This is a genomic window from Kribbella sp. NPDC056951, assembly GCF_042674205.1.
In the GTDB taxonomy this organism is placed as follows: domain Bacteria; phylum Actinomycetota; class Actinomycetes; order Propionibacteriales; family Kribbellaceae; genus Kribbella; species Kribbella yunnanensis.
In genome coordinates this window covers 457,808-481,906 of the sequence record NZ_JBHUQZ010000003.1, presented here as the reverse complement: position 1 = coordinate 481,906, position 24,099 = coordinate 457,808, and the positions used below count along the sequence as shown (strand labels likewise).

The window sequence follows — 24,099 nt, the reverse complement described above, 5'->3', positions numbered from 1 at the left end:
CCGCACGGTAGCCGAGTTCCGGTAAATCAGGAACAGGTTGCAGTCACGCCAAGAAGGTTTCTAACGGTGGATCGTTCAAGCACTGTGGCGGCGGCGGTTCGGGGTGGGTGACTGGCCGGTGAGGCGGGCGTTCTCGGCCATGCGGTCGAGGCGTTCGCGGCGGCCTGGTGGGAAGGTCAGGACGGTGACGACCAGGGCGAACAGGGCGGCGCCGATGATGATCCAGCGCAGGTTGTGGTTCTTGTCGGCAGCGCCGGCTCCGGCGTCGTTGTTGTTGGAGCCCTTGGGTGGTGCGGAGGAAGCGGGGGGCGGGCTGGCGGTGGCTTTCTTGGCCGGGACCTGGACCTGGTAGACGGCGGAGTTGGAGCCTTCGCTGCCGACCAGGACGGTGTTGTCAGCCTCGCCCACGGCTACGGATTCGCCCTGTGTCAGCGGGACCGGGCCGCGGGCCACGAGGGTGGGCTTGTCGTCGCCCCAGGCGACGGTCGCCACATCGACGTAGGTGCGGAGGACCGCGCGCTGACCGTCGGGAAGGAACGTGCCGTCAGTGAATGTGCCGGCCGGGGCGGCGGCGACCTTGGTGAGTTTGTTGGTGCCTTCTCGCGACGGCCGGCCCGGCGTGGAGTAGATCGCGCCGCCCTTGCTCGACTTGGTGACGATGAAGATCTCGTTGGTCTCGGGCTGGACCAGCAGCGTCTCGGCGTCGTGCGGGCCATCGGGGTACTCGAAGTCGTATCGGTGGTACCGGACGTTCTCGGCGTTCTCGAGGCTGGACGGCTCCGGGATCGTGTAGATCTCGATGGTGTCCCGGGACTTGGTGTTGTCGCCGATGTCGGCGATGTAGATCGTGCCCTCGCGGTCGACCGCGATCGCTTCGACGTCCCGCACCTCGGCCTTGAACTTCAGGACGACCTTCACGTCACCGTCGGTGTCGACGCCGAAGACGCGGGCGGAGTCGCTGGAGTCGTTCACCGTCCAGTACAGGTCTTCGTACTTCTGGCTCTTGGCCAGCCCGGACGACTCCTTGATGCGGGGGTCGCTGATCGTGAACAGCTTCTTCGGCGCGGGCGGCTTCGGGTCCGCGGCTACTGCGGGCAGCGCGGCGGCGGACAGTGCGAGGCAGGTCGCGGCCGCGAGGGCGAAGGCCGAGCGAAGGAGCTTCACGCACGTACCTCCGGTAGCAGGAGCTCGGCCAAGCGTGGACTGACCTGCCACTCGGCGATCAGCGCCGCGTAGTCGGACTCGAGGTCCGGCGTCACCGGGGCGTTCGTCCGGGCGGCTCGGAGCAGCAGATTGCGGGGCGTGTGCTGGCTGTCCACGAACTGCACTACCTCCACCCGGTATCCCACCTGTCGAAGGACCGCCGCCCGGAGCGAATCTGTCAGGACGTCGGCGAACCGCTCACGAACGATGCCATACCGCGTCATCAACGAGTAAGGCGCCGGTGGTGTGACGCTTTTCAGCTGCTTCTGGATGTCGTGATGACAGCACGGGGCTGCGAGCACCAGCGGAGCCTCCCACTGGACCGCCCGCGCGAGCGCGTCGTCGGTCGCTGTGTCGCAGGCGTGCAGGGCCAGCACTACATCCGGCCGGACGTCCAGCTCGGCCGCCTGGATGGTGGCATCCACGAACCGCAGCTCGTCCTGCCAGCCCAGCGCCGTGACGACTCGGGTGTTCCGCTTCCGCGCGGTCGGGTTGTGGTCCACACCGGTTGTTCGTACGTCGTGCCCGGCTGCCGTGAGCAGGTGATGCGCGGCCAGCGTGAGGTAGGCGTTACCGCAGCCGAGGTCGACCACCTGGAGCGGCCGGCCGGTCGCGATCCGGCCGGCCGAGATCGCGTCCTCGAGAGCAGGCTCGAGCAGCTTGCAGAACTCTTCGATCTGCTTGTACTTCGCCTGCCTCGACGGCTTCACCCGGCCCTGGTGGTCGCTGATCCCAAGCTCGATCAGGAACGGCGCGGCCGGGTCGAGCACCCGCTGTTTCACCCGGTCGTGGCCGGTCGTCTGCTCCCGGCTGTCCGCCTGCCGGTGCAGCAGCTCCTTGCCCTTCTTCGTGTAGCGCAGCCGCAGCGTCTCGGTGGTCGTCTCGACGTGCCACGTCCCGTACGGCAGGGCGAGCAGTTTGCCGACCGCCTCCGGCACCTCCGCGCCGACGAAGTTCCGGGTGTGGGCCTGGCGCTCGTCGTACTCGGTGAGTTGGAGGTGGCGCTGCCCCTTGAGGTCGACATACCGCAGCTCGAGCCGCTGGTACGGCGGTTGGTCGAGACCCCGGCGCCGGCCGGACGCGACCGCGCGCACCAGGCCGGTCCGGTCCAGTAGGGCGGCGTGGATCGCCTCCCACGCGCCCAGCTCACCCACCGCGTCCGCGGTCGGCGTGCCCTGGTGTCCGGCCGGATCCACCTCTGCCTGCATCGCGCCATTGTGTCCGACGCCTCCGCCTGATCACAAAAGGGTCTCGTCGGCAGGCGGTGGCGGCCATCGGACTCAGAGCAACTTCTGGTCGTCCAGCAGCAGCCCGAGCCCCCGCAACCGGGTCGCGATCCCGCCCTCCTGGCGGCCCAGCGCACCGATCAGCTCGTCCTTGCCGGCACCGTTGCGGAACATGTCGGTCAGCAGTTGCTCGTCCTCCGGCGTCCAAGGCCGGAACGCCTTCGGGTGGTTGCGCCGGGCGGCCTTGATCTTGCGGGTCATCGAGCGGCTGTCCATCAGCTCCAGGGAGCGGATCCGCGACTGACGATGCCGCCCGGCCTCCTCGCCGTCCCGCCAGAACACGACGGCCCCGTCGTCGAACGTCATCAGATCGGCCGGGACGTCGCAGTAGTCGTCGTCCTCGAGCATCACTCGCAGCATGGTGGTCTTCTCCGTGTCGTGGGCGACGGTCCGTGACCGCCGCCGTCGGCTTTGTCACCAGAGAAGATGCAGCGATCCCACCCGTTCCCGACCACCAATTCGCAACCTGTGGACAACCGAAAGGATCAGACCGGGTCGGAAGGGTCCTCAGGAAAGCGCGGCGCCCCAGGATCGGGCGGCAGGCCCAGCGGCGTGGTCGCAGCCGGCGTCTTCTTCGCCAGCTCCTCCTCCCGCTGGAGGCGGTCCCGCTCGGCCCGCAGCAGACCCAGCAGCACCAGGTCCAGCAACATCCCGCCCGCAGCCGCGAACTGCGTCCCGGCGAACTGGAACACCTGCGTCATCAGCAGCGACACCAACACTGCCAGCTCGAACAACCGGACCGCCCGCAGCCGCTTCTGATTGCGCAACTGCAGCCCACCGCGCACGGTGAAGGTTGCTGACAGCAAACTCCCGACGATCACACCGGACACCGAGAGCTGCACGAGTCCATTGCCCACCGAGACCGCTATCAGCGGCGCACCGATCGCCTGTACGGCGAGGACCACGACCGCGACCGTCGGCGCCTTCGGATGTGTCGCCACCCGCTCGAACGTCCGCTGCAGCCACTGCCAGGCGGCATCCACCGGTGCTGCCAGCTCGACCTCGTCCGGCGGACACGCCTCGAGCAGTGCCGCGGTCTCCCGACGCCCCTGCACCCTGGGTCCGACCAGGCCGAGCAGCTCCGAGGCCTGCGCCCGCCGCTGCCGCGACAACCCGCCCGCGACCCCCTCGACCGTGTGGTCGATCACGTTGGCCAACTCCTCGCGCGGGTCGATCGGCCGCCGGGTCGACAGGAACCGGCTGGCCAGCACGATCAGCACGAAGACGACGTACACGATGGCGGCCGTCGGCTTGTAGAAGTAGTTGTTGTCCGAGGTGACGAACTTCCCGACCTCGTCGATGAACAGCCCGAACCCGACCCCGCCGACCAATGCGGCAGCCGGCCGGACGACCGGACCGACGTACCCGAGGAGTAGGGAGATCGCGACCAGCATCAGCACGCCGCCGGGCAGGACGTGCGCGATGTGCAGCCCCTTGCCGCCGATCTGCGGGTAGCCGCTCAGGCTGAGGATCAGCCGGGTGATCAGCACCGTCGCCACGCCCGACACCACGAAGGTGGTCAGGTGCTCACCCGATCGGACGTTGCGGACCAGGCCCGCACGCATGAGGTACGACGACCGCGTGGTGGTGGGGGTCATGCGCCAGAAGGTTAGTTCACGTCACACGAGCGCTGCCACGATGACCATGGCGACCAGCGCTACCAGAACGAGCGATACCACCAGGCGGCGTGTGCGGGGATCCACTGGCTCAGGCTAATGGACCCCCACCCACTACTCAGCACGGCAGGGGGTAATTCCCCACCAGCGTGCCCACCGGATCAACCCGCTGCTTGATGTCGCGCAGCCGCGCCAGGTCCGGTTCGGTGAAGCTGTCCTGCAGCGTGCTCCACGACGAGAGGCCCGACGGCGGCAGGTCACCTGCATGCCACTGCGACACCGCGTCCTTCAGCGCCCCCAGCGCTTGCTGCGCCGAGCCGAACAGCTCCGGCACCGGCAGGATCGAACCCGCAAGCAGCATGTACTGCGCGGTCGGGTCGGCCGACGCGACGCCCGGATGGATGACCTCGTCGCTGGCCCGCAAGTGGCGCAACTGCACCTGCGAGATGAGCGACGGCTGCCCGGCGTACTCGAGAAGCGTGTCGATCAGCTCCGGTGTGACCTCATCAAAAGTGCTGGTGGTCAGCAGGATCGCGGCCGGAGTGATCGGCTCCTGCGTGATCTCGACGACCCCACTGGACTCCCGCGGCCCGATGGTGTCGACCAGTACCGTCCCCGCGGCCCGGATCGGTGCCAGCGCCGCCTCGAGCGCCTCCGGGTCGTACGGCGCCACTGCGTCGATCATGCAGAACGACTTGCCCCGGACGACCTCCGGGAGCTGCAACGCCGGCGGGTAGTGGGTCAGGTAGGCCCACAGCGTCACGTGTTCCGGCGCCTCCAGCGTGGCCTTCCCGTACGCCGCCAGCACGGCCGGCGCCTGGTCGATTGCGAACATCAACCGCCCACCCACGATCTCCGGCGCCGGATGCAGTTCCACCTCGACCGAGGTGACGACGGCGAAGTTGCCGCCGCCACCCCGCAGCGCCCACATCAGGTCCGGATCGGTGGAGTCGTCGATCCATCGGCGGGCCCCAGCCCCGTCGACGATCTCGGCCGCCCGCAGACTGCCCGCTCCGGATCCGTAGGGCCGGGCGAACCAGGACAACCCGCCGCCGGTGCAGTACCCGACGACGGAGATGTCCCCGTTCGACCCCGGCAGACCGGTCAGCCCCGTCCCGTCCAGAGCGGTCTGCAGCGTCCCCCACCGAACTCCGGCCCCCACTCTGGCGATCTGGGCATGCGAGTCCACCCAGACGTCGTCGAGCGCGTTGGTGCGCACGACGATCGTGTTGTCGAGCGCACGGGTTGCGCCGTGTCCCCCAGCCTGCGCAGCGACCTTCAGGCCGTGCGCCGCGGCGAATGCCACGGTGTGCTCGACATCACTCGGCCCGGCGGCCTCCACCACGGCCAGCGGTTGCTGGTCGACGGTCAGGTTCCACGCGGGCCGCACCTGCCCCCAGGCCGGGTCGGCCGCCGTCACCAGCCGCCCGGTCAGTACCTCTCGGAGTTCCTCGATCATGACTAGAACCCTCCGGCAGCCGCTCCCCCGGCGGTATCCCAACTTTCTGGGTGCTTCCGCGTCGCCCGATCGGGCACCCCCCAGCTTCCTGGGATGCCAATCCGACCCGGTCGAGGTCACACTGACCTGGTGAAGGCCTATCACGCCGAGTCGGCCAGGGCCGGGTTGCAGGCCGCCGCCGAGGCGGGGCTGACCTGGGACGAGTTCTGCCTGGCCGCAATCAAGCTGCTGGACCGGGCCATCCCGAACGACGCCATCTGCCTGGGACCGGCCGATCCGGCGACCAGCCTGCTGACCGGGCGGGTCAAGACCAGCATGGAGGGCGCGGACGAACTCGCCTTCCTCCAGCACGAGTACGGCGTCGACGACATCAACCGGTTCTCCGACCTGGCCCGCCGCGAGGTCGGGGTGAGCATCCTCGCGGAGGCCACCGAAGGCCGCCCGGACCGCAGCGAACGGCACCGCCTCCTGCTGGAGCAGGCCGACCTCGAACACGAGATGCGCGGCGCGGTCCGGTCAGGCTCCCGAATGTGGGGCTTTTACACGATCTATCGGGTCCGCGGCCGGACCGGCTTCTCGCCGGGTGAGGCCGAGTTCATGCATCGCCTCGAGCCGGTGATGGCAACCGGTCTGCGCCGCGGCCTAATCAGTAGCGAGCTCAACAGCCGCCAGGGTGCGCAAGGAGCCGCGGTGGTGATCGTGAACGCGACCGATCAGGTTGTGTCGGCTACTGAGGCCGCCGAGCGCCGGATCGTTGATCTCGGCGGTGAGCTGTGGTCGCGACTGCCTGTACCGGTCGCCGTGGTGGTGTCCGCGGCCCGCGGTATTCCTGGCCGACCGCCGGAGCTACCGCACGTCCGCCTGCGCACCCGGTCGGGTGAGTGGGTGTCCGTGCACGCTGCGCCGGTCCGCGGGCCGAATGGCGTCACGTCCGATATCGCAGTCACCATCGAGACCGCCGGTGCGGCGGCGATCATTCCGCTGATCGTCGCGGCCTATGGACTGACCGAGCGGGAGCGGGGCGTCGTACAACAGGTTCTCAGCGGCGCCAGTACGGCGGAAATCGCGCAGCGGCTGCACTTGTCGCCGTACACGGTGCAGGACCATCTGAAGGCGGTGTTCGACAAGACAGGTGTGTCGAGCCGGCGTGAGTTGCAGTCGCGGATCTTCTTCGAGCACTACGCCGGCCGCATGGAGAACGAGCTCGACGCGAACGGCTGGCTGGCGGGATGAAGACGTATCGCGCGGAGTCGGCGTACGCCGGTCTGGAGACGGTTGCTGACGCAGGGCTTCGGTGGGATGACTTCTGCCGGGAGGCCACGGAGCTGCTGGCGCAGGCGATCCCGTTCGACTCGTTATGCATGGGTACGGCGGATCCGGCGACCAATCTGCTGTGTGGCGCGGTGATGCACGATCTCGACCAGTTGACGACGGATGACTTCGTTGCGGCCGAGTACGGCGCTCCGGACTACAACCACTTCGTCGATCTGGCGCGACGGTCGGTCGGGGTGAGCATTCTCGCGGAGGCCACCGACGGCAATCCGCACTTGAGCCGGCGGTACCGGGAGTTCCTTACCAGGGGCGATATTCCGCACGAGATGCGCAGTGCACTGAGGTCCGGTGGGCGGATGTGGGGTGTGGTCACGCTGTACCGCACCAACGGGCGCAGTGGTTTCTCACCAGGCGAGGCAGCGTTCATGCACCGGATCGAGCCGGTACTGACGCGAGGGCTTCGGCGCGGGCTGATCGCCGGTGACCTGCAACGCGCGCCACGGTCGTCGACCACTGCGGTGGTGATTCTGAACGCTGCGGACCAGGTGATCTCCGCGACCGACGCGGCCGAGCAGCGGATCCAGGATCTTGGCGGTGAGCTGTGGTCGAAGCTCCCGGTGCCGGTGGTGAGTGTGCTGGCGGCGGCGCGGGACGTGGCCGGGCAGTGGGTGCCGCAGATGCAGGTCCGCACCCAGGCGGGTGAGTGGCTCACACTGCACGCCGCGCGGGTGCGTGGGCCGGCGGGACTGACCACGGATATCGCTGTGACGATCGCACCGGCGGGGCCGGCTGAGATCATCCCGCTGGTGGTGGCCGCGTACGGACTGACCGAGCGGGAGCAGGGCGTCGTACAGCAGGTGCTCAGCGGTGGGAGCACAGCCGAGATCGCGCGGCGGCTGCACCTGTCGCCGTACACGGTGCAGGACCATCTGAAGGCGATCTTCGAGAAGGTCGGGGTGTCCAGCCGGCGGGAGCTGACGTCGCGGGTCTTCTTCGACCACTATGTGGGGCGGTTCGGGCAGAGTCCTACTGCCACGGGGTGGTTCGCGGAGGGATGAGGGGCTCGGGGCGGTGTACGCCGCGGGGGCGGTAGCCGAGTGCGTCGGAGTGACCGAGATAGTCGGCGAGCAGCCAGACGACCGAGAGCCACATCTCGGTGCCTTGCAGGCCGGGGATCGCGCGGTCGTCGGTGCCGTTGGGTGCGAACGCGAAACCTTCGCCGTCGACCCAGCGGGTCAGGATGCGGGTGAGCTGCTCTTCGGCCCAGCGGCGGGCTTCCTGCTCGCCGTACGACGTTTGTTTGCGGGCGAGCCAGAGTGGGTGGATCACGTCGAGGACGTTGCAGGCGTTGTCGTTGCCGCCGGTGAACATGCGGCGGTCGTTGCTGTGGGCAAGGATCGTGGCGACGGCTTGGTCGGGGTACGGGAGGGGTAGGCCGAACTGGGCGTAGGTGCCGCGGGTGAGGCGGTAGAAACCGTTCACCACTTGGAGCCAGCCGTCGTCGGGGTGCGGGCTTCCCCAGGTGCCGGTCTTCGGGTCGGCGTTGATGGTCAGCCAGCCGATGAGTTGGTCGAGGCCGTTGGATTCGTTGTGGTCGTGGGTATTGCGGGCGATCGCCGTACCTAGCGCGTCGATTGCTGCACCGGCCGACCAGGCGTTTCTTGCCCACGGCAAGTTGTCGAGTTCGGTGGTGGTGAAGGTGGTGTCGATGGGGTGCTCGAAGCTGCCGCCGAGGACCTGGAGGGCGTAGCCGACGCACAGGACGTGGTACGGCGCTTCGCCTTGCAGGACTGAGAGTTTGGCGTCGGAGGAGGTGGTGAGACCGGCGTCCGCGAGGTCTCCTGGGGCGACTAGTCCGGTCTTCGGGTCTTGGCGTTCTCGGAGGCGTCGGACGAGGTCGTCGCGGGTGTGGCCGGCGGGAGTACGTCGTACGAGGAGGTCGGCGATCTCAATGGCGTCACACCACGGGCGGACCGCTGGTTTGTGGTCGAGACCGGGGCGGTCGACGAACCGCTCGCCGTCCCACGACCGAGCCAGTACGTCGTCCACCTGGTCGCGTGCACGTGCTGCAAAGGACGTAAGCCGAGAAGGCAGTTCACCAAGGAAGGTGGTGAGGGGGATGGGGGCGGGAGGCAACAAGCCCGTCGAGGCGGTGGCTGGGACGGGTTCGTCTGGGAGGCGGGAGCGGAGGACTCGGGCGGGGTTGCCGGCGGCGATGGTGTTGGCGGGGACGTCTTTGGTGACTACTGCGCCGGCGCCGATGATGGTGTGGGGGCCGATGGTTACGCCGTCGAGGATGGTGACGCCGGAGCCGATCCAGACGTCGTCGGCGATGGTGATGCCGCGGCTGGTGTGAGGTTGGCGGAAAATGGGTTCGCCGGGGGTGGTGCCGTGGTTGAACGCCAGGATGGAGCTGTGGGCGCCGATGCGGACGCCGTCGCCGATGGTTACGTTGCCCCGGACGGCGGTGAAGGGGTTGATGGTGCTGTCGGCGCCTAGGGTGATGCGGCCGGTGACATAGGCGTGGGCGGCGATGTAGGAGCGCTCCCCCAGGTGGAGCTCGTCGCAGTAGACGGCGGCCGACTCGGCGACGTACACGTCGGGAGCCAGCACCACCTCGCCACTCAGCCGCGCCTGGCGGTCGGTTTGGCGGGTGCGCTCGGCCGGCGTGGCGGTCCGGGCGTACTCCCAGGGCAGGAAATCCAGTCGCAACGGCTCCACTGAGGTCATGGGATAACGCTATCCAACACTCAGGAATCACGCTTGACCGATTCCGGCGCTGCTACTCTCCCGCCATGCGGGGTGGGAGTGCATGACGACATCCGAGTCCTTGACTGACGGCGCTGACGCCGACGGTCCGGCTGATGCTGGGCGGCGTGGTCATCGGGTCACGATCAGCGACCTGGCGCGGCAGTTGCAGATCTCCAAGGCCTCGGTCTCGTACGCACTGAACGGCCGCGCGGGCGTCAGCGAGGAGACGCGGCAGCGGGTGCTCGACCTGGCCGAAGAGCTCGGCTTCCACCCGAACTCGGCGGCCGTCGCGCTCTCGGCGAGCCGGACGCGGACGATCGGCATCGTGATCGCCCGGGACCCGACGCTGATCTCGACCGAGGCGTTCTACATGCGCACTCTGGTCGGCATCGAGCAGTACCTGAACGAGGTCGACTCGTCGCTCCTGCTGCGCCTCACCGGCGAGAACGGCGAAGACCTCGACGTACTGCGGCGTTGGTCGCGGCAGGGCCGGGTCGACGGGTTCGTGTTGTTCGACGAGCACCAGAACGATCCGCGGATCCCCCTGCTGAAGGAGCTCGGCGTACCGTGCGTCGTGGTCAGCTCCAACGCGCCGGAGGACGGCGTCGGGCGACTGATCAGCCGCCCGGACGAGACGGTGACGCTGCTGCTCGACCACCTCGCCGAACTCGGTCATCGCGAGATCGCCCATGTCAGCGGCCCGTTCCACTTCATCCACGAACAGCTTCGCGTCCAGCTCCTGCGCGAGTACGCCGAGGCTCGCGGCATCGTCGTACGGCATGTCGAGGGCAATTACCGTTTCGAGGACGGCGCCGACCACACTCGGCGCCTGCTCACAGGCCCGGACCGGCCGACCGCGGTCATCCTCGGCAACGACCTGATGGCCGTCGCGGCTCTCCGCGTGACCACTGAGCTCGGCATCGACGTACCCGGCGAGGTCTCGATCCTCGCCTGGGACGACTCGCCGCTGTGCGAACTGGCCGGCCCCGGCATTACCGCCGTCGACCAGCAGACGATGGAGCGCGGGCGGGCCGCCGCCGACCTCCTCCTCCGCCTCGCCGCCGGTCAGCAGGAGCTCCACTTCGAGGCTCCCCCGGGTCTCCTGCGCGTGCGTACTTCTTCAGGTCCCGCGCGCAGCTGACTACGCTGGGCGAGCGCACACTCGCACCCAGTGGCGACCACGTCACGAGGGAGTAACAAAGGTCACGCAACTGAACCGGTTAGGGTTTCGAAACTTAACCGGTTAGGGCCATAGTGGGCGCACATCATGACCGCGCGAGGACGAGGAGTCCGACGTGAGACTGCGTTCGCTTGTAGCCGCCGTAGCGGCGACCGCTCTGGGAGTGAGCCTGGCCGCCTGTGGAGGCGGGGATTCCGGCTCCGACGGAGGCTCGGGTGGGGATCAGACCCTGACCTACTGGGCCAGTAACCAGGGCACCAGCCTGGACAACGACAAGCAGGTCCTGACCCCGGTGCTGGAGCAGTTCACCAAGGACACCGGGATCAAGGTCAACCTCGAGGTGATCGGCTGGAACGACCTGCAGACGCGGATCCAGACCGCGATCACCTCCGGCCAGGCGCCGGACGTGGTCAACATCGGCAACACCTGGGCGGCTTCGCTGCAAGCGACCGGCGCATTCCTGCCGTTCGACAACGACGCGATGACCGCGATCGGGGGTAAGGACAAGTTCGTGCCGACGGCTCTGGCGACCGGCGGCAAGGCAGGCGAGGACGTCACGTCGGTCCCGCTCTACGGTCTGGCCTACGGCCTGTACTACAACAAGGCGATGTTCGCGGCCGCCGGGCTGCAGCCGCCGAAGACCTGGGAAGAGATGGTCGCCGCGGCGCAGAAGCTGACCAACCCGGCGAAGAACCAGTGGGGCATGGCACTCGCGGCCGGCAGCTACACCGAGAACGTGCACTTCGCGTTCATCAACGCCGCGCAGAACAAGGCGGACTGGTTCGATGCCTCCGGCAAGCCGACCTTCACCGGTGACGGCAACGTCCAGGGCGTGCTGCGGTACCTCGACCTGATGCAGAAGGACAAGGTCGCGAACCCGTCCAACGCGCAGTACGACAACGGCACCAAGTCGGTCAACGACTTCGCGACCAAGAAGGTCGCGATGGTGATCAACCAGAACAACGCCGACTCCTCGATCGTTGCCAACGGCATGAAGGCCGGCGAGTACGGCGTCGTGCCGTTCCCCGCGCCCGCCGGCGGCGAGCCGGTGGCCAGCCACGTGGCCGGGATCAACCTGTCGGTGTTCAAGAACACCAAGCACAAGGACTCGGCGCTGAAGTTCGTCAAGTACATGACGGACGCGCAGACCCAGACCACACTGGGCAAGCCGTTCTCGTCGCTGCCGGTGCTCAAGGACGCCAAGCCGGTGTTCACCACCGACGCCGCCGAGGCCGCGATCTTCCAGGACATCTACAACACCAAGTCCAAGCCGCTGCCGCTGGTACCGGCCGAGGACCAGTTCGAGAGCACTGTCGGTAAGGCGATGAACGGTCTGTTCGCCAAGATCGCCACCGGTGGAACGGTCAGCGCCGACGAGGTGAAGGCCGCGCTGAAGACGGCCGAGGACCAAGTGGCCGCAGGCAACTGATGTCGGTCGCCACCCACGAAGCGACGCCGGCGGTCACCAAGCCGCCGGCTCGCAAGTCCAACCCCGAACACCGCCCCGGTCTGAGCCGTTGGTTGCCCTACGCACTGGTGGCGCCGGCGGTCCTGATGGAGCTCGTCATCCACATCATCCCGATGCTGGTCGGGATCTGGATGAGTTTCGTCAAGCTGACCAAGTTCTTCATCGCGAACTGGTCGGCCGCTCCGAGCGCCGGGATCAACAACTACAAGGTCGCGCTGGACTTCGACAACGCGGTCGGCGAAGGACTGCTGAAGTCGTTCGGCGTCACGCTGATCTTCTCGCTCGTCACGGTCGCGCTCTCCTGGGTTCTCGGTATGGCGGCCGCGGTCGCCCTGCAGCCGACGTTCCGGGGCCGGAGCCTCGTCCGCACGCTGTTCCTGGTCCCCTACGCGCTTCCGGCGTACGCCGGGATCCTGACCTGGAACTTCATGCTGCAGCGCGACACCGGTGCGGTGAACCACGTGCTGACCCAATTAGGGGCCGATGGCAAGCCGTTCTGGCTGATCGGGAGCAACGCCCTGTTCTCGCTGATCACGGTCGCCACCTGGAAGCTGTGGACGTTCGCGTTCCTCACCCTGATGGCCGGCCTGCAGAGCATTCCGCGTGACCAGTACGAGGCCGCGGCCGTCGACGGCGCGGGCAATCTGCGGCAGTGGCGCAACATCACCCTCCCGGCGTTGCGCCCGGTCAACCTGGTGCTGGTCCTCGTGCTGTTCCTGTGGACGTTCAGCGACTTCAACACGCCGTACGTGCTGTTCGGTACGGCGCAGCCGCCGGCCGGTGACCTGATCACCTTCCACATCTACAACGCGTCGTTCCTGACCTGGAACTTCGGTTCCGGCGCCGCGATGTCCGTGCTGCTGCTGATCTTCCTGATGATTGTCACCGGCATCTACCTCTTCGTCACGGGAAGGAAGACTCGCCGTGCTTGAGACCAAGGGCTTCAAGATCTACCGAGGCGTCGTACTGGTCGTGCTCGGGCTCTTCGTGACAATCCCGCTCTACGTGATGGTGACGTCGTCGCTGAAACCGCTCAAGGACGTCCAGGGCGCATTCACCTGGTGGCCGTCGAACCTGACCATCGCGCCGTTCATCGACATGTGGAAAACGGTGCCGCTGGCAAGGTACTTCGTGAACTCCACGATCGTCTCCGTGGTCGCGACCCTGTTCTCGGTGGCACTCGCGATCCTGGCCGCGTTCGCGGTGTCGCGGTTCAAGTTCCGCGGGCGGACGGTCTTCACCACCACGGTGCTGTCGACGCAGATGTTCCCCGGCGTGCTGTTCCTGCTGCCGTTGTTCCTGATCTTCGTGAACATCAACAACCAGTTCGGGCTGCAGCTGGTCGGGACGCGGCTCGGGCTGATCATCACGTATCTGACGTTCAGCCTGCCGTTCTCGATCTGGATGCTCGCCGGGTACTTCGACAGCATTCCGCGGGAGTTGGACGAGGCGGCACTGGTCGACGGCTGCGGGCCGATGGGCGCGCTCTGGCGGGTCGTCCTGCCGGCGGCGCGGCCGGGGGTGATCGCGGTCGCGATCTACTCGTTCATGACCGCGTGGGGTGAGGTTCTGTTCGCCTCGGTGATGACGACGGAGGCGAATCGCACGCTGTCGGTCGGGCTGCGTCAGTACTCGACGCAGACCAACATCTACTGGAACCAGATCATGGCCGCGGCCCTCGTCGTCAGCATCCCGGTCGTGATCGGCTTTTTGCTTGCCCAACGCCACTTCGTCGCCGGTGTGACGGCGGGAGCAGTCAAGTAATTGTGCGATCAGTATCTTGGAGGGTATGTACTTCGAGGATTACAGGGTGGGGACCCGTACCGAACATCCGGGACGGGTCGTAGTCGGCCAGGGGGAGATCATCGAATTCGCCCAGCGGTTCGACCCGCAGTACTTCCATCTGGACCCGGCCGCCGCGGCGAACGGGCCGTATCACGGCCTGATCGCCAGCGGCTGGCACACGGCAGGGCTGATGATGCGCCTGTACGCCGACCAGTACCTGTCCAAGGTCGCGAGCCTCGGCGGCCCCGGTGTCGACGAACTGCGCTGGCACCTCCCGGTGCGCCCGGGTGACATCCTCCGCCTCACCACCGAGGTCCTGGAGGCCGACCGCTCCCGCTCCAAGCCGGACCGTGGCCTGGTCCGGACCCGCACCGAGCTCTACAACCAGGACAACACCCTGGTCTTCTCCTGCATCGTCCTGAACCTCCTGCGCACCAAGCCTTAGCCCGACCAGCCGTCGACATACAGGGACGTGGAGTAGTACGAGGAGTACTTGCCGTTCTTTCCGACCGTCGCCCCGCTATAGCCGTGGGTCGAGGCGCGATAGCTGCCCTCGATCGGGAGCTCTCTGACCGCACTCGGGCCGGACGCCGGCACAGCGGACCCCAGCGCGGCGAACGCGATCAGCTCCTTGCGGATGGATGCGCTCGGGATGAACAACGGCAGGACGCTCGGCAGACCCTGCTTCAGTGCGGCGACGGCGCCCCTGATGCATTGCGGGCAGTCCTGCACCTTGGCACTCGACCCGCCGCTCACCTGGATGCGCTCGACGTAGGCCTTCTCCGTGTAGTCGGGGTAGACCGTCACATCGAGGTTGCCCTTGGAGCACTGGATGTCGCGGGAGCCGTCGGTCTTGCACACGTAGCCCTTGGCCTTGAGCGCCTTGATGCTTCCGTTGACCGTGATCCCCGCCATGCAGCCGCGACAGGGCTGCGCCCCAGCGGACGGCGTGCTGACGGGTGCGGTGGGGGTGTCGCTTGGGTCCGACGGGGTGGCGCTGGGGTCGGTGGGGGCGTCGTTCGTCGGCTCTTGGGACGTCGACGGGGACGGCTGGGTGGTGGCGGTGTCATCGGAGCCGCCGGTGAAGCGGCTGACGACGAAGATGCCGGCGCCGAGGACGACCATGACGACTACTACGGTGAACACGATCAGGATCGTCTTGTTGCTCCCGGACGGCGGGGGCGGCGGGGGCGGGTAACCGCCGTACTGCTGCTGCCCGTACGGCGGTTGACCCTGGTACTGCGGCTGCTGGCCGTAAGGCTGCTGTGGGGGCTGGCCGTACGGCGGCTGCTGGTTGCTCACCGGCACAATGTAGTGAACCGGTGGTTCAGGCGAAGAGCTTCTCGCCCCAGTACGAGCCAGGTGTGACACCACCGGGACATGCGAAGATGCCGGACCCGACGTGATGGATGTACTCGTTCAGGGTGTCGGTGCGGGCGAGCTGGGTCTGGATCGGGATGAACTGTTTGCGCGGATCGCGTTGGTAGGCAAGGAAGAACAGGCCGGCGTCCAACCGGCCTAGACCATCCGAGCCGTCGACGAAGTTGTAGCCGCGCCGCAACAGCTCCGCACCGTTGTTGAACTGCGGGTGCGCGAGCCGGACGTGCGAGTCCATCGGGATCTTCGCCTCGCCGTCGGAGCCCTTGGCAACGAAGTCGATCGCGTCGAACTCCTCCGCCTTGCCGAGCGGGGCGCCGGTGCCCTTGCCGCGACCGATGATCGTCTCCTGCTCACCGAGTGACGTACGGTCCCAGATCTCGATGTTCATCCGGATCCGCCGCGACACCAGGTACGAGCCGCCGGCCATCCACTCGGCGCCGTCCTCGGGCTGGACCCAGACCTGCTGCTCGAGCTTCTCGGCGTCCTCGAGCTTCAGGTTGTTGGTGCCGTCCTTGAAGCCGAACAGGTTCCGCGGAGTCGTCTGCGCCCGCGAGGTCGACGACGTCCGCCCGAAGCCCAGCTGCGAGTAGCGCACCGCGACCCGGCCGAACCCGATCCGGGCGAGGTTGCGGATCGCGTGCACCGCCACCTGCGGATCGTCGGAACAAGCCTGTACGGCGATGTCGCCGCCCGACCGGCCTGGTTCGATGTCGTCGCCGATGAAGTGGGGCAGGTCGACGAGCGCCGCGGGCCGCTTCGACGCCAGCCCGAACCGCTTGTCGAACAACGAAGGCCCGAACCCGATGGTCAACGTGAGCCGGGCCGGCGGCAGGCCGACCGCCTCGCCAGTGTCCTCCGGCGGAGCCTCGCCGGGGCCGTTCACAGCGCCGTACTGACCGATGTCGCGGCCGGCCGTGAGCAGCGCGGCCGCGGCGGTCCACTCCTTCAGCAACGCGATCAGCTCGTCGCGCTTGGTCGTGGTCACGTCGAACGCGGCGAAGTGCAACCGGTCCTGCGCGGCGGTGACGATCCCCGCCTGATGCGGTCCGTGGAACTCGACCGGGCCGGTGTTGTCGGCGGCCTGCGACTCCTCGCCGGACAGCGCCGAATGTACGGCGTACCCGGCGACGCCGGTCGCGACCGCGGCTCCCGCGGCGCCGAACAGGCCGCGGCGGGAGATGCCCTTACGGGGAGCGTCTTCAGTCGTCATTTCTTCGCAATCACTCCGGCAACCTTGGAGACCGGCTCGGCCAGACCGTCGACTACCCGGCCCAACTCCTTCTTCTCCGCCTCGGACACGTTGTAGGGCTTGAAGCCGTCACCGTCGCGGTACTTGTCGACCGCCGCGTAGACGGCCTTGAAGTTGGTGTCCAGCGCCGTGACGAGCGCGGGGTCGCGCTTCTGCAGGGCCGGACGGAGCGCCTGGATCGCCGCCTGCGAGCCCTCGACGTTGGCCTGGAAGTCCCACAGGTCGGTGTGCGAGTAGCGGTCCTCCTCACCGGTGATCTTGCCGGTGGCAACTTCGTCGAGCAGCTCCTTGGCGCCGTTCGCGAGCTGCAGCGGGTTGAGCTTCACGGTTTTCGCCTTGGACACAACGGTTTTCACGTCGACGAGCAGCTGGTCGGCGTACTTCGCCATCCCGGCCGTGGTGTTCTTCTCCCACAGCGCCTGCTCGATCCGGTGGTACCCGGTCCACTCGGTACCGGGCTCGACATCGTTGACCCGGGCATCGATCTTCGGGTCCAGGTCACCGAACGACTCCGCGACCGGCTCGATCCGCTCCCAGTAGGTCCGCGACACCGGGAAGAGCGCCTTCGCCTTGGCCACGTCACCGGCCTTCACCGCGTCCACGAACTCGGTGGTCTTCTGCTCCAGAGCGACCGCCTGCGAGTTCACGTACCGCTGGTAGCTCTCGGTGGCCTGCTTGAGCAGGGTGTCCTCGTCCACCTGCGCGGGCGCGTCACCGGCCACGTTCAGCTCGCCGCGGATCCCGTCGCCGACCATGCCCGGCTTGCAGACCGCCTGGTACTTGCCGGTCGGCAACTCCACGATCAGATCGCGCTTCAGGCCCGGGCCGATGTTCTCGACCTCACCCATCACGCGGTCACCATCGGCGTACACGTAGAACTCGGTGACCTTGCTGCCACCGTTGGAGACCGAGAAGGTGCTCGTCCCCGACTTCACGTCGCGACGGCTCAGGTCGCACGCCGAGTCGGTCGCCTTGACGGTGACCGGCCCGGTGCCGTCGTCGGACGCGGCGGGCTTGTCCTCGGCACAAGCGGTGAGAGCGGCGAGCCCCAGTACGACGCCGACGACAGTGGCCTTATGAGCCTTGGACGCGAACATGCTTCTCCTGAACAGGTGATGAGGAAACCGGACGGAAGTAGAGCACCAGCACGGGCACCAGGTAGGCCAGCCAGGCGATCGACTCGAGCACGGTCGGCGCCGGGTTGAAATTGAAGATGCCCTTGAGGAGTACGCCGTACCAGCTGTCCGGCGGGATGACGTGCGAGATGTCGAACGCCAGGTTCTGCAGGCCGGGCAGGATGTTGGCCTCCTGCAGGTCGTGGAAGCCATACGCGAAGATGCCGGCCGCGACCAGGACGAGCACCGCGCCCGTCCACTGGAAGAAGACCGCCAGGTTGATCTTCACCGCACCGCGATAGATCAGCACGCCGAGTACGACGGCCGTCGCGAGCCCGAGCAGTACGCCGACGAACGGGCCCGCGTTGGTCGCGGTGGCGGCCGACGCGTACACGATGAAGGCGGTCTCGATGCTCTCCCGGAAGACCGCGAGGAAGGCCAGGATCACGACGGCCCGGGAGCCGATCGCGAGGGCCTGACCCATCCGGTCGCGCAACTCCTTGGCGATACTGCGCGCGGCCTTGCGCATCCAGAAGATCATCCAGGTGATGAAGCCGACGGCGAGGATCGACATGATCCCGCCGACGGTCTCCTGGGTGGTGAAGGACCGGGCGGTCAGCGCGGTCACGAACTGCAGCAACCCCCACGCGGCGGCTGCCACGGCCAGTGCCGCGCCGACTCCGATCCAGACCAGTTTCAGCCGGTCGCGATGTCCTGACCTGACCAGGAAGGTGGCGAGGATGCTGACGACCAGCGACGCCTCAAGGCCCTCACGCAGGCCGATCAGGTAGTTCGCGAGCATGGCGGAATACTCCCCGGGATTCTTGGCCCTACCTTAGGAATGGCTAACCTTCCTGAGGTTAACCTAAGAATTCCCATTCGCCCACTGTGGCGTACGCCGCACTCCGGCCCACGCCCTCACCCAATCGCGACTCGATCAACTGCAGACTTCCGGCCGTCCACTCGGCGCCACTGTAGGTATCGAAGACCCTTACCCAGCGTGTGACATCCATCGGCCGGCGGAACCGCGCCAGCGTCAGGTGCGGCACGAACTTCCGCCCGTCCACTGTCACCCCGGAATGATTTGCCGCAGCTCTGGTCGTCTTCGACAGGTGCTTCAGCGCATCCGTTTCGTCCCGGACTCCCGTATACAAAACGCGCGCATCCGGTACGCCGGGAAACGCCCCGGCCCCTCTGAGGCTCAACGGGAACGGCGTCTGCCGCTTGGCGGCCGCCTCCAGCCGCTCCCCCAACTCATCGGTCTTCCACTCCGGCACGTCGCCCAGGAAGGCCAGCGTGATGTGCCAGTGCTCGCCCGCGGACCATCGGATGTCGTCATCCGGATGTTCCCGCCGCGGTGCGACGAACTCGCTCAAATCCTCCACAACTTCGATGGGTGGCACAACGGCCACGAACAATCGCATCCGGCAAGTTTATGGTGAGCTGTGGACCACAGGCTGCCGTCTCCGTGCGTGGTGGTCCTGGTCGGCCCAGGCGCCGCCGGGAAGTCGACCTGGGCTGCAGAGCGCTTCAGCGCGGATCTCATCGTGTCGAGCGATCGCCTGCGGGCGCTGGTCGGCGCCGGCGAGGACGACCTCGCGGCGAGCGCGGACGCCTTCGCGCTGCTGGAGACCGTCGTGTCGCAACGGATCGGACGCGGCCTCACGACGGTGATCGACACCCTCGGGTTGGACCGCGCGCGGCGGCTGGAGTGGTTACGGCAGGCTCGCGAGGCCGGGATGCCTTGTGTGGCGGTAGCTTTCGACACGCCCGCTGCCGAGTGCCGGCGGCGGAATCGCTCGAGGTCCAAACGGATTCCGGCCGATGTGCTCACCGGGCAGCTTCGGACTTGGGGTGTGGCGAAGAAAGAGCTGCCGGATGAGGGGTACGACGACATCCTGGAGCCTGTCGCGGTTCGCGTCGTACCGTCAGCGTTTGCCGCAGCGGATACTGCGGTTGCTCGGCAGGACTCGGCGCCGGTCGGGTTGCGGTTCGGGTTGCAGGTGAGCCGCTTCGAGGGTGGTCGGGCAGGGCTGGGGTCGTGGGTCAGGGAGGTGGCCTCGCGGGCTGAGACTGCTGGGTTCGATGCGATCTACGTGATGGATCACTTCCGGCAGATCCCGCAGGTGGGTCGTGCGTGGGACGACTTCCTGGAGAGCTGGACGACACTTGGTTACCTAGCGGCTTGTACGACGCGAGTCCGGCTCGGAACGCTGGTCTCCGGGATCACGTACCGCAATGTCGCTCACCTGGGGAAGATTGCCGCGACTCTCGACGTACTGAGCGGTGGGCGTGCGGTGTGTGGTGTCGGGTTGGCGTGGTTCGAGGCCGAGCACAAGGCTTACGGGTGGCCGTTTCCGTCGGTCGCCGATCGATATGCGCTGCTGGAAGATGCGCTGCAGTTGCTACCGGTGTTGTGGGGACCAGGCAACAAACCGTTCCACGGCCGCGTGCTCGACATACCGGACACGACTTGCTATCCACGGCCACTGCAGGAGCGATTGCCTTTGCTGGTTGGCGGTAGTGGACGAAGAACGTTGCGCTTGGCATCGAAGTACGCCGATGCAGTCAACGTGTTCGGCGATGTCGCGGCGGTGCGCGAGCGAGCGGCGTACGTGCGTTCGTTGACGGATCGCCCGGTCGAGATCACCCATCTGTCGACCACCTTGGTGGGCGACGACGTGGACGCCCTGGTCGAACGGTTGCGACCACGCAACCAGAACCCGGCCCGCTACGCCGCAACAGTCAACGCCGGCACAGTCGACGACCAGATCGGCCGCTTCCGTGAACTGGCCGAAGCCGGAGTCACTGAGGCAGTCATCAGCGTCCCCGACTTCGACTCCCTGGACGACCTCGCCCGCGTCGTCACAGCCTTCCGTCAGTAAGTGGATTCAGCAGACCCTGATGTGGTCGAAGTCGTACGTCTCTGAGTTCGGGACCCCCCAGAGTGTCGTGGGGTGGGCAGGAATCTCCCGGTACGTGTTGGGACCCCAGAAACGAACCGGGACACCACCGGTCTGATGGTTCTTGACCACGAGCGCGTCGATGAAGTTCGCCAACGTCCGATCACCGCACCTGAACAGATGGAAGATGCTGTGCCTCCCATCCCCCTGCCCCACCGCCACACAGGCGATTCCATTGGCAATCGCACAGTCACTCAGCTTCTTGTCCCGATTGCTCGTCGGTATGTTCCGCCAGACGAACTCCTGTGAATCCATCCAGCTGAGCTGCGGTGTCCACCCAGTCGTCCCGTTGGCCCCAGCCTGCGCCGGCCCCGCCGCCATCGGCACCAGCGCCACAGCCGCGATCATCGCCGCAACCACCGCACCCAAACGCTTCCCGATTCCCCTGACTCGCATCCGACCTCCTCGGTAGCAGTTGATTCGGTCATGACCGTAACTACCGAACCACCGGGAGATCCACGTATTGCGCCAGAACGCAAACCCCGGCTAGTTCTTGGGTTTTAGGGGGAGGCCTAGGAGGGCGTTTTCGATGAGTTCGGGCATGGCGGGGTGGATCCAGTACTGGTTGCGGGCCATTTCGTAGGCGCCCAGGCCGAAGGACATGGCTTGGATCAGGGGCTGGATGACGGTGGGAGCCTGGGGGCCCATGATGTGGGCGCCGAGGAGTTGGCCGGTGGTGGGGTCGGCGAGGAGTTTGGCGAAGCCGGTGGTGTCTTCCATGGCCCAGCCGTAGGCGATGTCGGCGTACTTCTGGGTGCTGGTGACGTAGTCGATGCCCTGGTCCTGGGCTTCCTTCTCGGTGAGGCCTACGGCGGCGATCTGGGGTGAGCTGAAGACTGCGTGCGGGACGAAGCGGTGGTCGGCCTGGATCCGGTCGTCAGGGTTCAGGAGGTTGTGCTTCACCACTCGGGCCTCGTGGTTGGCGACGTGCTTGAGCTGGAGCGGCGAGGTGACGTCGCCGAGGGCGTAGATACCGTCGACGGCGGTCTGCATGTAGTCGTCGACCACTACACGGCCCTCGTGGTCGACCTCTACGCCGGTGGCCTCGAGGTTCATCAGGTCGGCGTTCGGGGTGCGGCCGACGGCGACCAGGAGTTCGTCGACGATGACCTCTTCGGCGCCGTCGGGGCAGAGCATCCCGAGCAGGATCGAGCCGTCGGGACGGCGGGCGACGCGGATCGTCTCGTGGTTCAGGCGTACGTCGTACTTGTCCTGCGCGATCTCGGTGTAGCGCTCGGAGATGTCGGTGTCCTCCAGCCGCAGCAGCCGCTCGGACCGCGCGATCAGCGTGACCTCGACCCCGAACGACGCGAACACGTGCGCGAACTCCGCCGCGACGAAACCGCCGCCGAGGATCGCGAGCCGGCGCGGCAGTTCCTCGAGCCGCATGATCGTGTCCGAGGTGTGGTACCCGGTCTCCTCGAGGCCCGGGATCGGCGGCAGGATCGGCCGGCTGCCGGCGGCCAGCACGAATCGGTCCCCGGTCAGGACGCTGGTCTGCCCGTCCTTGCCGTCGACCGTCAGCTCCTTGACCCCGGTGAACCGGCCGGTGCCGTCGTACATGGTGACGTTCGCGTTCTCCGCGTTGTGGTGCCGGTACTCCGAGCCGGCCCCGGAGATCGGGTCGATCCGGCCGAAGATCCGGTCCCGCACCTCGGGCCAGCGAACCCCGATCAGTTCCTCGTCGACGCCGTACCGCGCGCTCCCGGCCGGTGTAGCCGCGACATCCGCGGTGTGCACGAACATCTTGGTCGGGATGCAGCCCTTGTTCAGGCAGGTACCGCCGAAGACACCGCGCTCGACGATCGCCACCTTCCAGTCCGCGAACCGGTGGTTCACGATCGTGTTGCCGGAGCCGGTACCGATGACGACGAGATCGTAATGGGTCACACCCCATTATGTGTCTGACCTCCAACTGACCCCGGCGGCGTCCAGGATGGTGTCCTGTGGAGGCGTTGAGCGGCGACGAACTGCGCGGGCGGAACGCGGTCCTGGTCTGGGACGGGCTGGGCACCGTCCAGCTCCGGTACGAGGGCGCCTGGATCAAGCAGAAGAGCACGCTGACCAAGATGGTGCTGAAGAAGCTCGGGCACCGGACGATCCCGGTCGAGGCGCTGACCGGCGTCGATCTGGTGATGCCGGGTGGCACCGAGGACCCGACCATCCGGTTGCTGCTGCGCGACCGCGCCGACCCGTTGCTGACCGTGGCCGGTGGGCAGCTGGACGAGCTGATCGACCCCTACCGGTTCGATTTCGACAGTGACCAGTGGCTGCTCGCGGACTACTACGCCCAGGAGATCCGTACGTCGATCGCCCTGCACCAGGTGCCGCCCGGACCGGCCGACCGCTGGCTGGTCGAGCCACCACCGGCACCGGACCGGATCAAGGGTCAGCTCGTCAAACTCGCCCTCGAAGGTTCGGACCTGGTCTTCGACTACGGCTTCGGCGCGTCGAAGGCGAAGAAGTCGTACGGCGATCCGTGGCGGCTGCCGCTTGCCGAGGTCCGCGCGGTCGAGTGGGCGCCGATCACGAACATGTGGGGCAGCAACGGCTACCTGCGGATCACCAGCACGCACACCCCGACCGAGCGGCCGAAGGCCGTCGACGACCCCGAGACCCTGATCACCGACCCGCTGGCCGAGACCGACGCGCTGTTCTTCGGCGCGAAGTTGCGGTCCCTGATCAACTGGTGAACATGCTGCTGCAGACCAACCACGGCGTACTCGAGTGGGACGGCACCGGCACGATCCGGGTCCAGTACGACGCCTCACCCCGACTGGGTGAGCGCGTCATCCCGGTCGAGGCGTTGCGCGGTGTCGAGGTGTCGGGCGATCTTCGCCTCGAACTGCGGGAGCACGCCGACCCCCTGCTGAGCGTGACCGGCGGTTCGTTCGAGTCGATCTACCACTTCGAGGTCGACGATCTCGCGGCGGCCGAGCGGCTCGCGTCCGAGATCCGGATCGCCCGTGCGCGGCGCGCCGTACCGGAGACTGCGGCGACGCGGTGGCTGGTCGCCACCCCGCCGGCGGCCGATGCGCTGGAGGGGAAGGACGCGACCGTCGCGGTGGCGCAAGGACTGCTGATGTTCGCCTATCCGCGGTCGGCGACCCGACGGAAGAAAGCAGATGGCAACCCGCGGTCGGTGCCGCTGACGGACATCCTCGATGTCGAGTGGGTACCGCGCGCCGGGCGGCACGCTGGCTTCGTTCGGGTCGGTACGGCGCAGACGCCGCTCGACCGCCCGAAGCCGAAACACGATCCGGCGGCCGTGCGGATCACTCCGGAGGGTGAGCTCGACGCGCTGTTCTTCGCGGCTCGACTGCTCACCCGCGTGCAGCCGTAGCTCGCGGCCGGAAGCGGGCGAGGCGACGC

General features: G+C 67.3%; 23 protein-coding genes. 10 read left to right on the top strand and 13 right to left on the bottom strand.

The annotated features are described in order from the left end of the window. Positions 1-75: 75 nt before the first annotated feature. The 5 genes from ACFTSF_RS15200 to ACFTSF_RS15180 all read right to left on the bottom strand — a co-directional run bounded on the left by ACFTSF_RS15200 (position 76) and on the right by ACFTSF_RS15180 (position 5,564). Positions 76-1,164 carry a hypothetical protein gene (locus ACFTSF_RS15200; RefSeq protein WP_344145039.1) on the bottom strand — a complete coding sequence of 363 codons (1,089 nt, stop codon included), beginning with the start codon at positions 1,162-1,164 and terminating at the stop codon, positions 76-78. Beyond that, entirely contained in the window at positions 1,161-2,411 is a 1,251-nt protein-coding gene (locus tag ACFTSF_RS15195) for a class I SAM-dependent methyltransferase (RefSeq protein WP_380154338.1), read from the bottom strand. The genes ACFTSF_RS15200 and ACFTSF_RS15195 overlap by 4 nt, the downstream gene beginning before the upstream one ends. A 72-nt stretch (positions 2,412-2,483) precedes the next feature. Continuing rightward, complete coding sequence (locus ACFTSF_RS15190) at positions 2,484-2,849, bottom strand: hypothetical protein (RefSeq protein ID WP_380154337.1); 366 nt, start codon at positions 2,847-2,849, stop codon at positions 2,484-2,486. Between the two features lie 125 nt (positions 2,850-2,974). Beyond that, positions 2,975-4,087 carry a hypothetical protein gene (locus ACFTSF_RS15185; RefSeq protein WP_380154336.1) on the bottom strand — a complete coding sequence of 371 codons (1,113 nt, stop codon included), beginning with the start codon at positions 4,085-4,087 and terminating at the stop codon, positions 2,975-2,977. A 136-nt stretch (positions 4,088-4,223) separates the two neighbouring features. Then, positions 4,224-5,564 (bottom strand): FAD-binding oxidoreductase, encoded by a 1,341-nt coding sequence (locus ACFTSF_RS15180; RefSeq protein WP_380154335.1) that lies wholly within the window; start codon positions 5,562-5,564, stop codon positions 4,224-4,226. 129 nt (positions 5,565-5,693) lie between these two features. On the opposite strand from ACFTSF_RS15180, the gene ACFTSF_RS15175 reads away from it, so the two are divergent. Then, complete coding sequence (locus tag ACFTSF_RS15175) at positions 5,694-6,797, top strand: response regulator transcription factor (protein ID WP_380154334.1); 1,104 nt, start codon at positions 5,694-5,696, stop codon at positions 6,795-6,797. Beyond that, positions 6,794-7,894: a response regulator transcription factor gene (locus tag ACFTSF_RS15170; protein WP_380154333.1), complete on the top strand. Its 1,101-nt coding sequence runs from the start codon at positions 6,794-6,796 to the stop codon at positions 7,892-7,894. The genes ACFTSF_RS15175 and ACFTSF_RS15170 overlap by 4 nt, the downstream gene beginning before the upstream one ends. Here the strand turns inward: ACFTSF_RS15170 and ACFTSF_RS15165 are convergent. Continuing rightward, positions 7,863-9,566: an acyltransferase gene (locus ACFTSF_RS15165; RefSeq protein WP_380154332.1), complete on the bottom strand. Its 1,704-nt coding sequence runs from the start codon at positions 9,564-9,566 to the stop codon at positions 7,863-7,865. The genes ACFTSF_RS15170 and ACFTSF_RS15165 overlap by 32 nt on opposite strands. A gap of 82 nt (positions 9,567-9,648) precedes the next feature. On the opposite strand from ACFTSF_RS15165, the gene ACFTSF_RS15160 reads away from it, so the two are divergent. From ACFTSF_RS15160 to ACFTSF_RS15140, 5 genes are all read left to right on the top strand, one after another. Then, positions 9,649-10,728 carry a LacI family DNA-binding transcriptional regulator gene (locus tag ACFTSF_RS15160; protein ID WP_380154331.1) on the top strand — a complete coding sequence of 360 codons (1,080 nt, stop codon included), beginning with the start codon at positions 9,649-9,651 and terminating at the stop codon, positions 10,726-10,728. Between the two features lie 154 nt (positions 10,729-10,882). Further along, entirely contained in the window at positions 10,883-12,196 is a 1,314-nt protein-coding gene (locus tag ACFTSF_RS15155; RefSeq protein ID WP_380154330.1) for an ABC transporter substrate-binding protein, read from the top strand. Next, positions 12,196-13,167, top strand: a complete 972-nt coding sequence (locus ACFTSF_RS15150) for a carbohydrate ABC transporter permease (protein WP_380154329.1) — start codon at positions 12,196-12,198, stop codon at positions 13,165-13,167. Before ACFTSF_RS15155 ends, ACFTSF_RS15150 begins: the two co-directional genes overlap by 1 nt. After that, on the top strand, positions 13,160-13,999 hold the full coding sequence (locus ACFTSF_RS15145) for a carbohydrate ABC transporter permease (RefSeq protein WP_344145017.1): 840 nt from the start codon (positions 13,160-13,162) through the stop codon (positions 13,997-13,999). The genes ACFTSF_RS15150 and ACFTSF_RS15145 overlap by 8 nt, the downstream gene beginning before the upstream one ends. 25 nt (positions 14,000-14,024) lie before the next feature. After that, complete coding sequence (locus ACFTSF_RS15140) at positions 14,025-14,465, top strand: MaoC family dehydratase (RefSeq protein ID WP_344145015.1); 441 nt, start codon at positions 14,025-14,027, stop codon at positions 14,463-14,465. On the opposite strand, the gene ACFTSF_RS15135 is transcribed toward ACFTSF_RS15140, so the two are convergent. Genes ACFTSF_RS15135 through thpR form a run of 5 tightly spaced genes read right to left on the bottom strand, consistent with a single transcriptional unit; the run spans position 14,462 to position 19,188 of the window. After that, the gene (locus ACFTSF_RS15135; RefSeq protein ID WP_380154328.1) at positions 14,462-15,322 is read right to left on the bottom strand and encodes a hypothetical protein; all 861 of its coding nucleotides are present in this window, start codon (positions 15,320-15,322) and stop codon (positions 14,462-14,464) included. The two genes, ACFTSF_RS15140 and ACFTSF_RS15135, sit on opposite strands and share 4 nt — an antisense overlap. Positions 15,323-15,347: 25 nt before the next feature. Next, entirely contained in the window at positions 15,348-16,610 is a 1,263-nt protein-coding gene (gene efeB, locus ACFTSF_RS15130; RefSeq protein WP_344145011.1) for an iron uptake transporter deferrochelatase/peroxidase subunit, read from the bottom strand. Further along, complete coding sequence (efeO, locus tag ACFTSF_RS15125) at positions 16,607-17,746, bottom strand: iron uptake system protein EfeO (protein ID WP_380154327.1); 1,140 nt, start codon at positions 17,744-17,746, stop codon at positions 16,607-16,609. Before efeO ends, efeB begins: the two co-directional genes overlap by 4 nt. Then, entirely contained in the window at positions 17,724-18,566 is an 843-nt protein-coding gene (efeU, locus tag ACFTSF_RS15120) for an iron uptake transporter permease EfeU (protein ID WP_380154326.1), read from the bottom strand. Before efeU ends, efeO begins: the two co-directional genes overlap by 23 nt. Before the next feature lie 58 nt (positions 18,567-18,624). Continuing rightward, positions 18,625-19,188 (bottom strand): RNA 2',3'-cyclic phosphodiesterase, encoded by a 564-nt coding sequence (gene thpR / locus ACFTSF_RS15115; protein WP_380154325.1) that lies wholly within the window; start codon positions 19,186-19,188, stop codon positions 18,625-18,627. A 21-nt stretch (positions 19,189-19,209) separates the two neighbouring features. On the opposite strand from thpR, the gene ACFTSF_RS15110 reads away from it, so the two are divergent. After that, the gene (locus tag ACFTSF_RS15110) at positions 19,210-20,649 is read left to right on the top strand and encodes an LLM class flavin-dependent oxidoreductase (protein ID WP_380154324.1); all 1,440 of its coding nucleotides are present in this window, start codon (positions 19,210-19,212) and stop codon (positions 20,647-20,649) included. 6 nt (positions 20,650-20,655) lie between these two features. On the opposite strand, the gene ACFTSF_RS15105 is transcribed toward ACFTSF_RS15110, so the two are convergent. Both ACFTSF_RS15105 and ACFTSF_RS15100 read right to left on the bottom strand, forming a co-directional pair. Beyond that, positions 20,656-21,123 (bottom strand): hypothetical protein, encoded by a 468-nt coding sequence (locus ACFTSF_RS15105; protein WP_380154323.1) that lies wholly within the window; start codon positions 21,121-21,123, stop codon positions 20,656-20,658. A 90-nt stretch (positions 21,124-21,213) separates the two neighbouring features. Further along, entirely contained in the window at positions 21,214-22,617 is a 1,404-nt protein-coding gene (locus ACFTSF_RS15100; RefSeq protein WP_380154322.1) for a mycothione reductase, read from the bottom strand. Positions 22,618-22,673: 56 nt separating this feature from the next. Between ACFTSF_RS15100 and ACFTSF_RS15095 the strand changes: the two genes are divergently transcribed. Further along, positions 22,674-23,420, top strand: a complete 747-nt coding sequence (locus tag ACFTSF_RS15095) for a DUF4429 domain-containing protein (protein ID WP_380154321.1) — start codon at positions 22,674-22,676, stop codon at positions 23,418-23,420. Between the two features lie 2 nt (positions 23,421-23,422). Beyond that, positions 23,423-24,070 (top strand): DUF4429 domain-containing protein, encoded by a 648-nt coding sequence (locus ACFTSF_RS15090; protein WP_380154320.1) that lies wholly within the window; start codon positions 23,423-23,425, stop codon positions 24,068-24,070. Positions 24,071-24,099 lie beyond the last annotated feature (29 nt).

Excerpts from the sequence above, each read along its gene's own strand:
- ACFTSF_RS15195 (WP_380154338.1), bottom strand. The coding sequence starts at position 2,411 with ATGCAGGCAGAGGTGGATCCGGCCGGACACCAGGGCACGCCGACCGCG.
- ACFTSF_RS15190 (WP_380154337.1), bottom strand. The coding sequence starts at position 2,849 with ATGCTGCGAGTGATGCTCGAGGACGACGACTACTGCGACGTCCCGGCC.
- ACFTSF_RS15185 (WP_380154336.1), bottom strand. The coding sequence starts at position 4,087 with ATGACCCCCACCACCACGCGGTCGTCGTACCTCATGCGTGCGGGCCTG.
- ACFTSF_RS15180 (WP_380154335.1), bottom strand. The coding sequence starts at position 5,564 with ATGATCGAGGAACTCCGAGAGGTACTGACCGGGCGGCTGGTGACGGCG.
- ACFTSF_RS15170 (WP_380154333.1), top strand. The coding sequence starts at position 6,794 with ATGAAGACGTATCGCGCGGAGTCGGCGTACGCCGGTCTGGAGACGGTT.
- ACFTSF_RS15165 (WP_380154332.1), bottom strand. The coding sequence starts at position 9,566 with ATGACCTCAGTGGAGCCGTTGCGACTGGATTTCCTGCCCTGGGAGTAC.
- ACFTSF_RS15160 (WP_380154331.1), top strand. The coding sequence starts at position 9,649 with ATGACGACATCCGAGTCCTTGACTGACGGCGCTGACGCCGACGGTCCG.
- ACFTSF_RS15150 (WP_380154329.1), top strand. The coding sequence starts at position 12,196 with ATGTCGGTCGCCACCCACGAAGCGACGCCGGCGGTCACCAAGCCGCCG.
- ACFTSF_RS15140 (WP_344145015.1), top strand. The coding sequence starts at position 14,025 with ATGTACTTCGAGGATTACAGGGTGGGGACCCGTACCGAACATCCGGGA.
- efeB (WP_344145011.1), bottom strand. The coding sequence starts at position 16,610 with ATGACGACTGAAGACGCTCCCCGTAAGGGCATCTCCCGCCGCGGCCTG.
- efeO (WP_380154327.1), bottom strand. The coding sequence starts at position 17,746 with ATGTTCGCGTCCAAGGCTCATAAGGCCACTGTCGTCGGCGTCGTACTG.
- efeU (WP_380154326.1), bottom strand. The coding sequence starts at position 18,566 with ATGCTCGCGAACTACCTGATCGGCCTGCGTGAGGGCCTTGAGGCGTCG.
- thpR (WP_380154325.1), bottom strand. The coding sequence starts at position 19,188 with ATGCGATTGTTCGTGGCCGTTGTGCCACCCATCGAAGTTGTGGAGGAT.
- ACFTSF_RS15105 (WP_380154323.1), bottom strand. The coding sequence starts at position 21,123 with ATGCGAGTCAGGGGAATCGGGAAGCGTTTGGGTGCGGTGGTTGCGGCG.
- ACFTSF_RS15090 (WP_380154320.1), top strand. The coding sequence starts at position 23,423 with ATGCTGCTGCAGACCAACCACGGCGTACTCGAGTGGGACGGCACCGGC.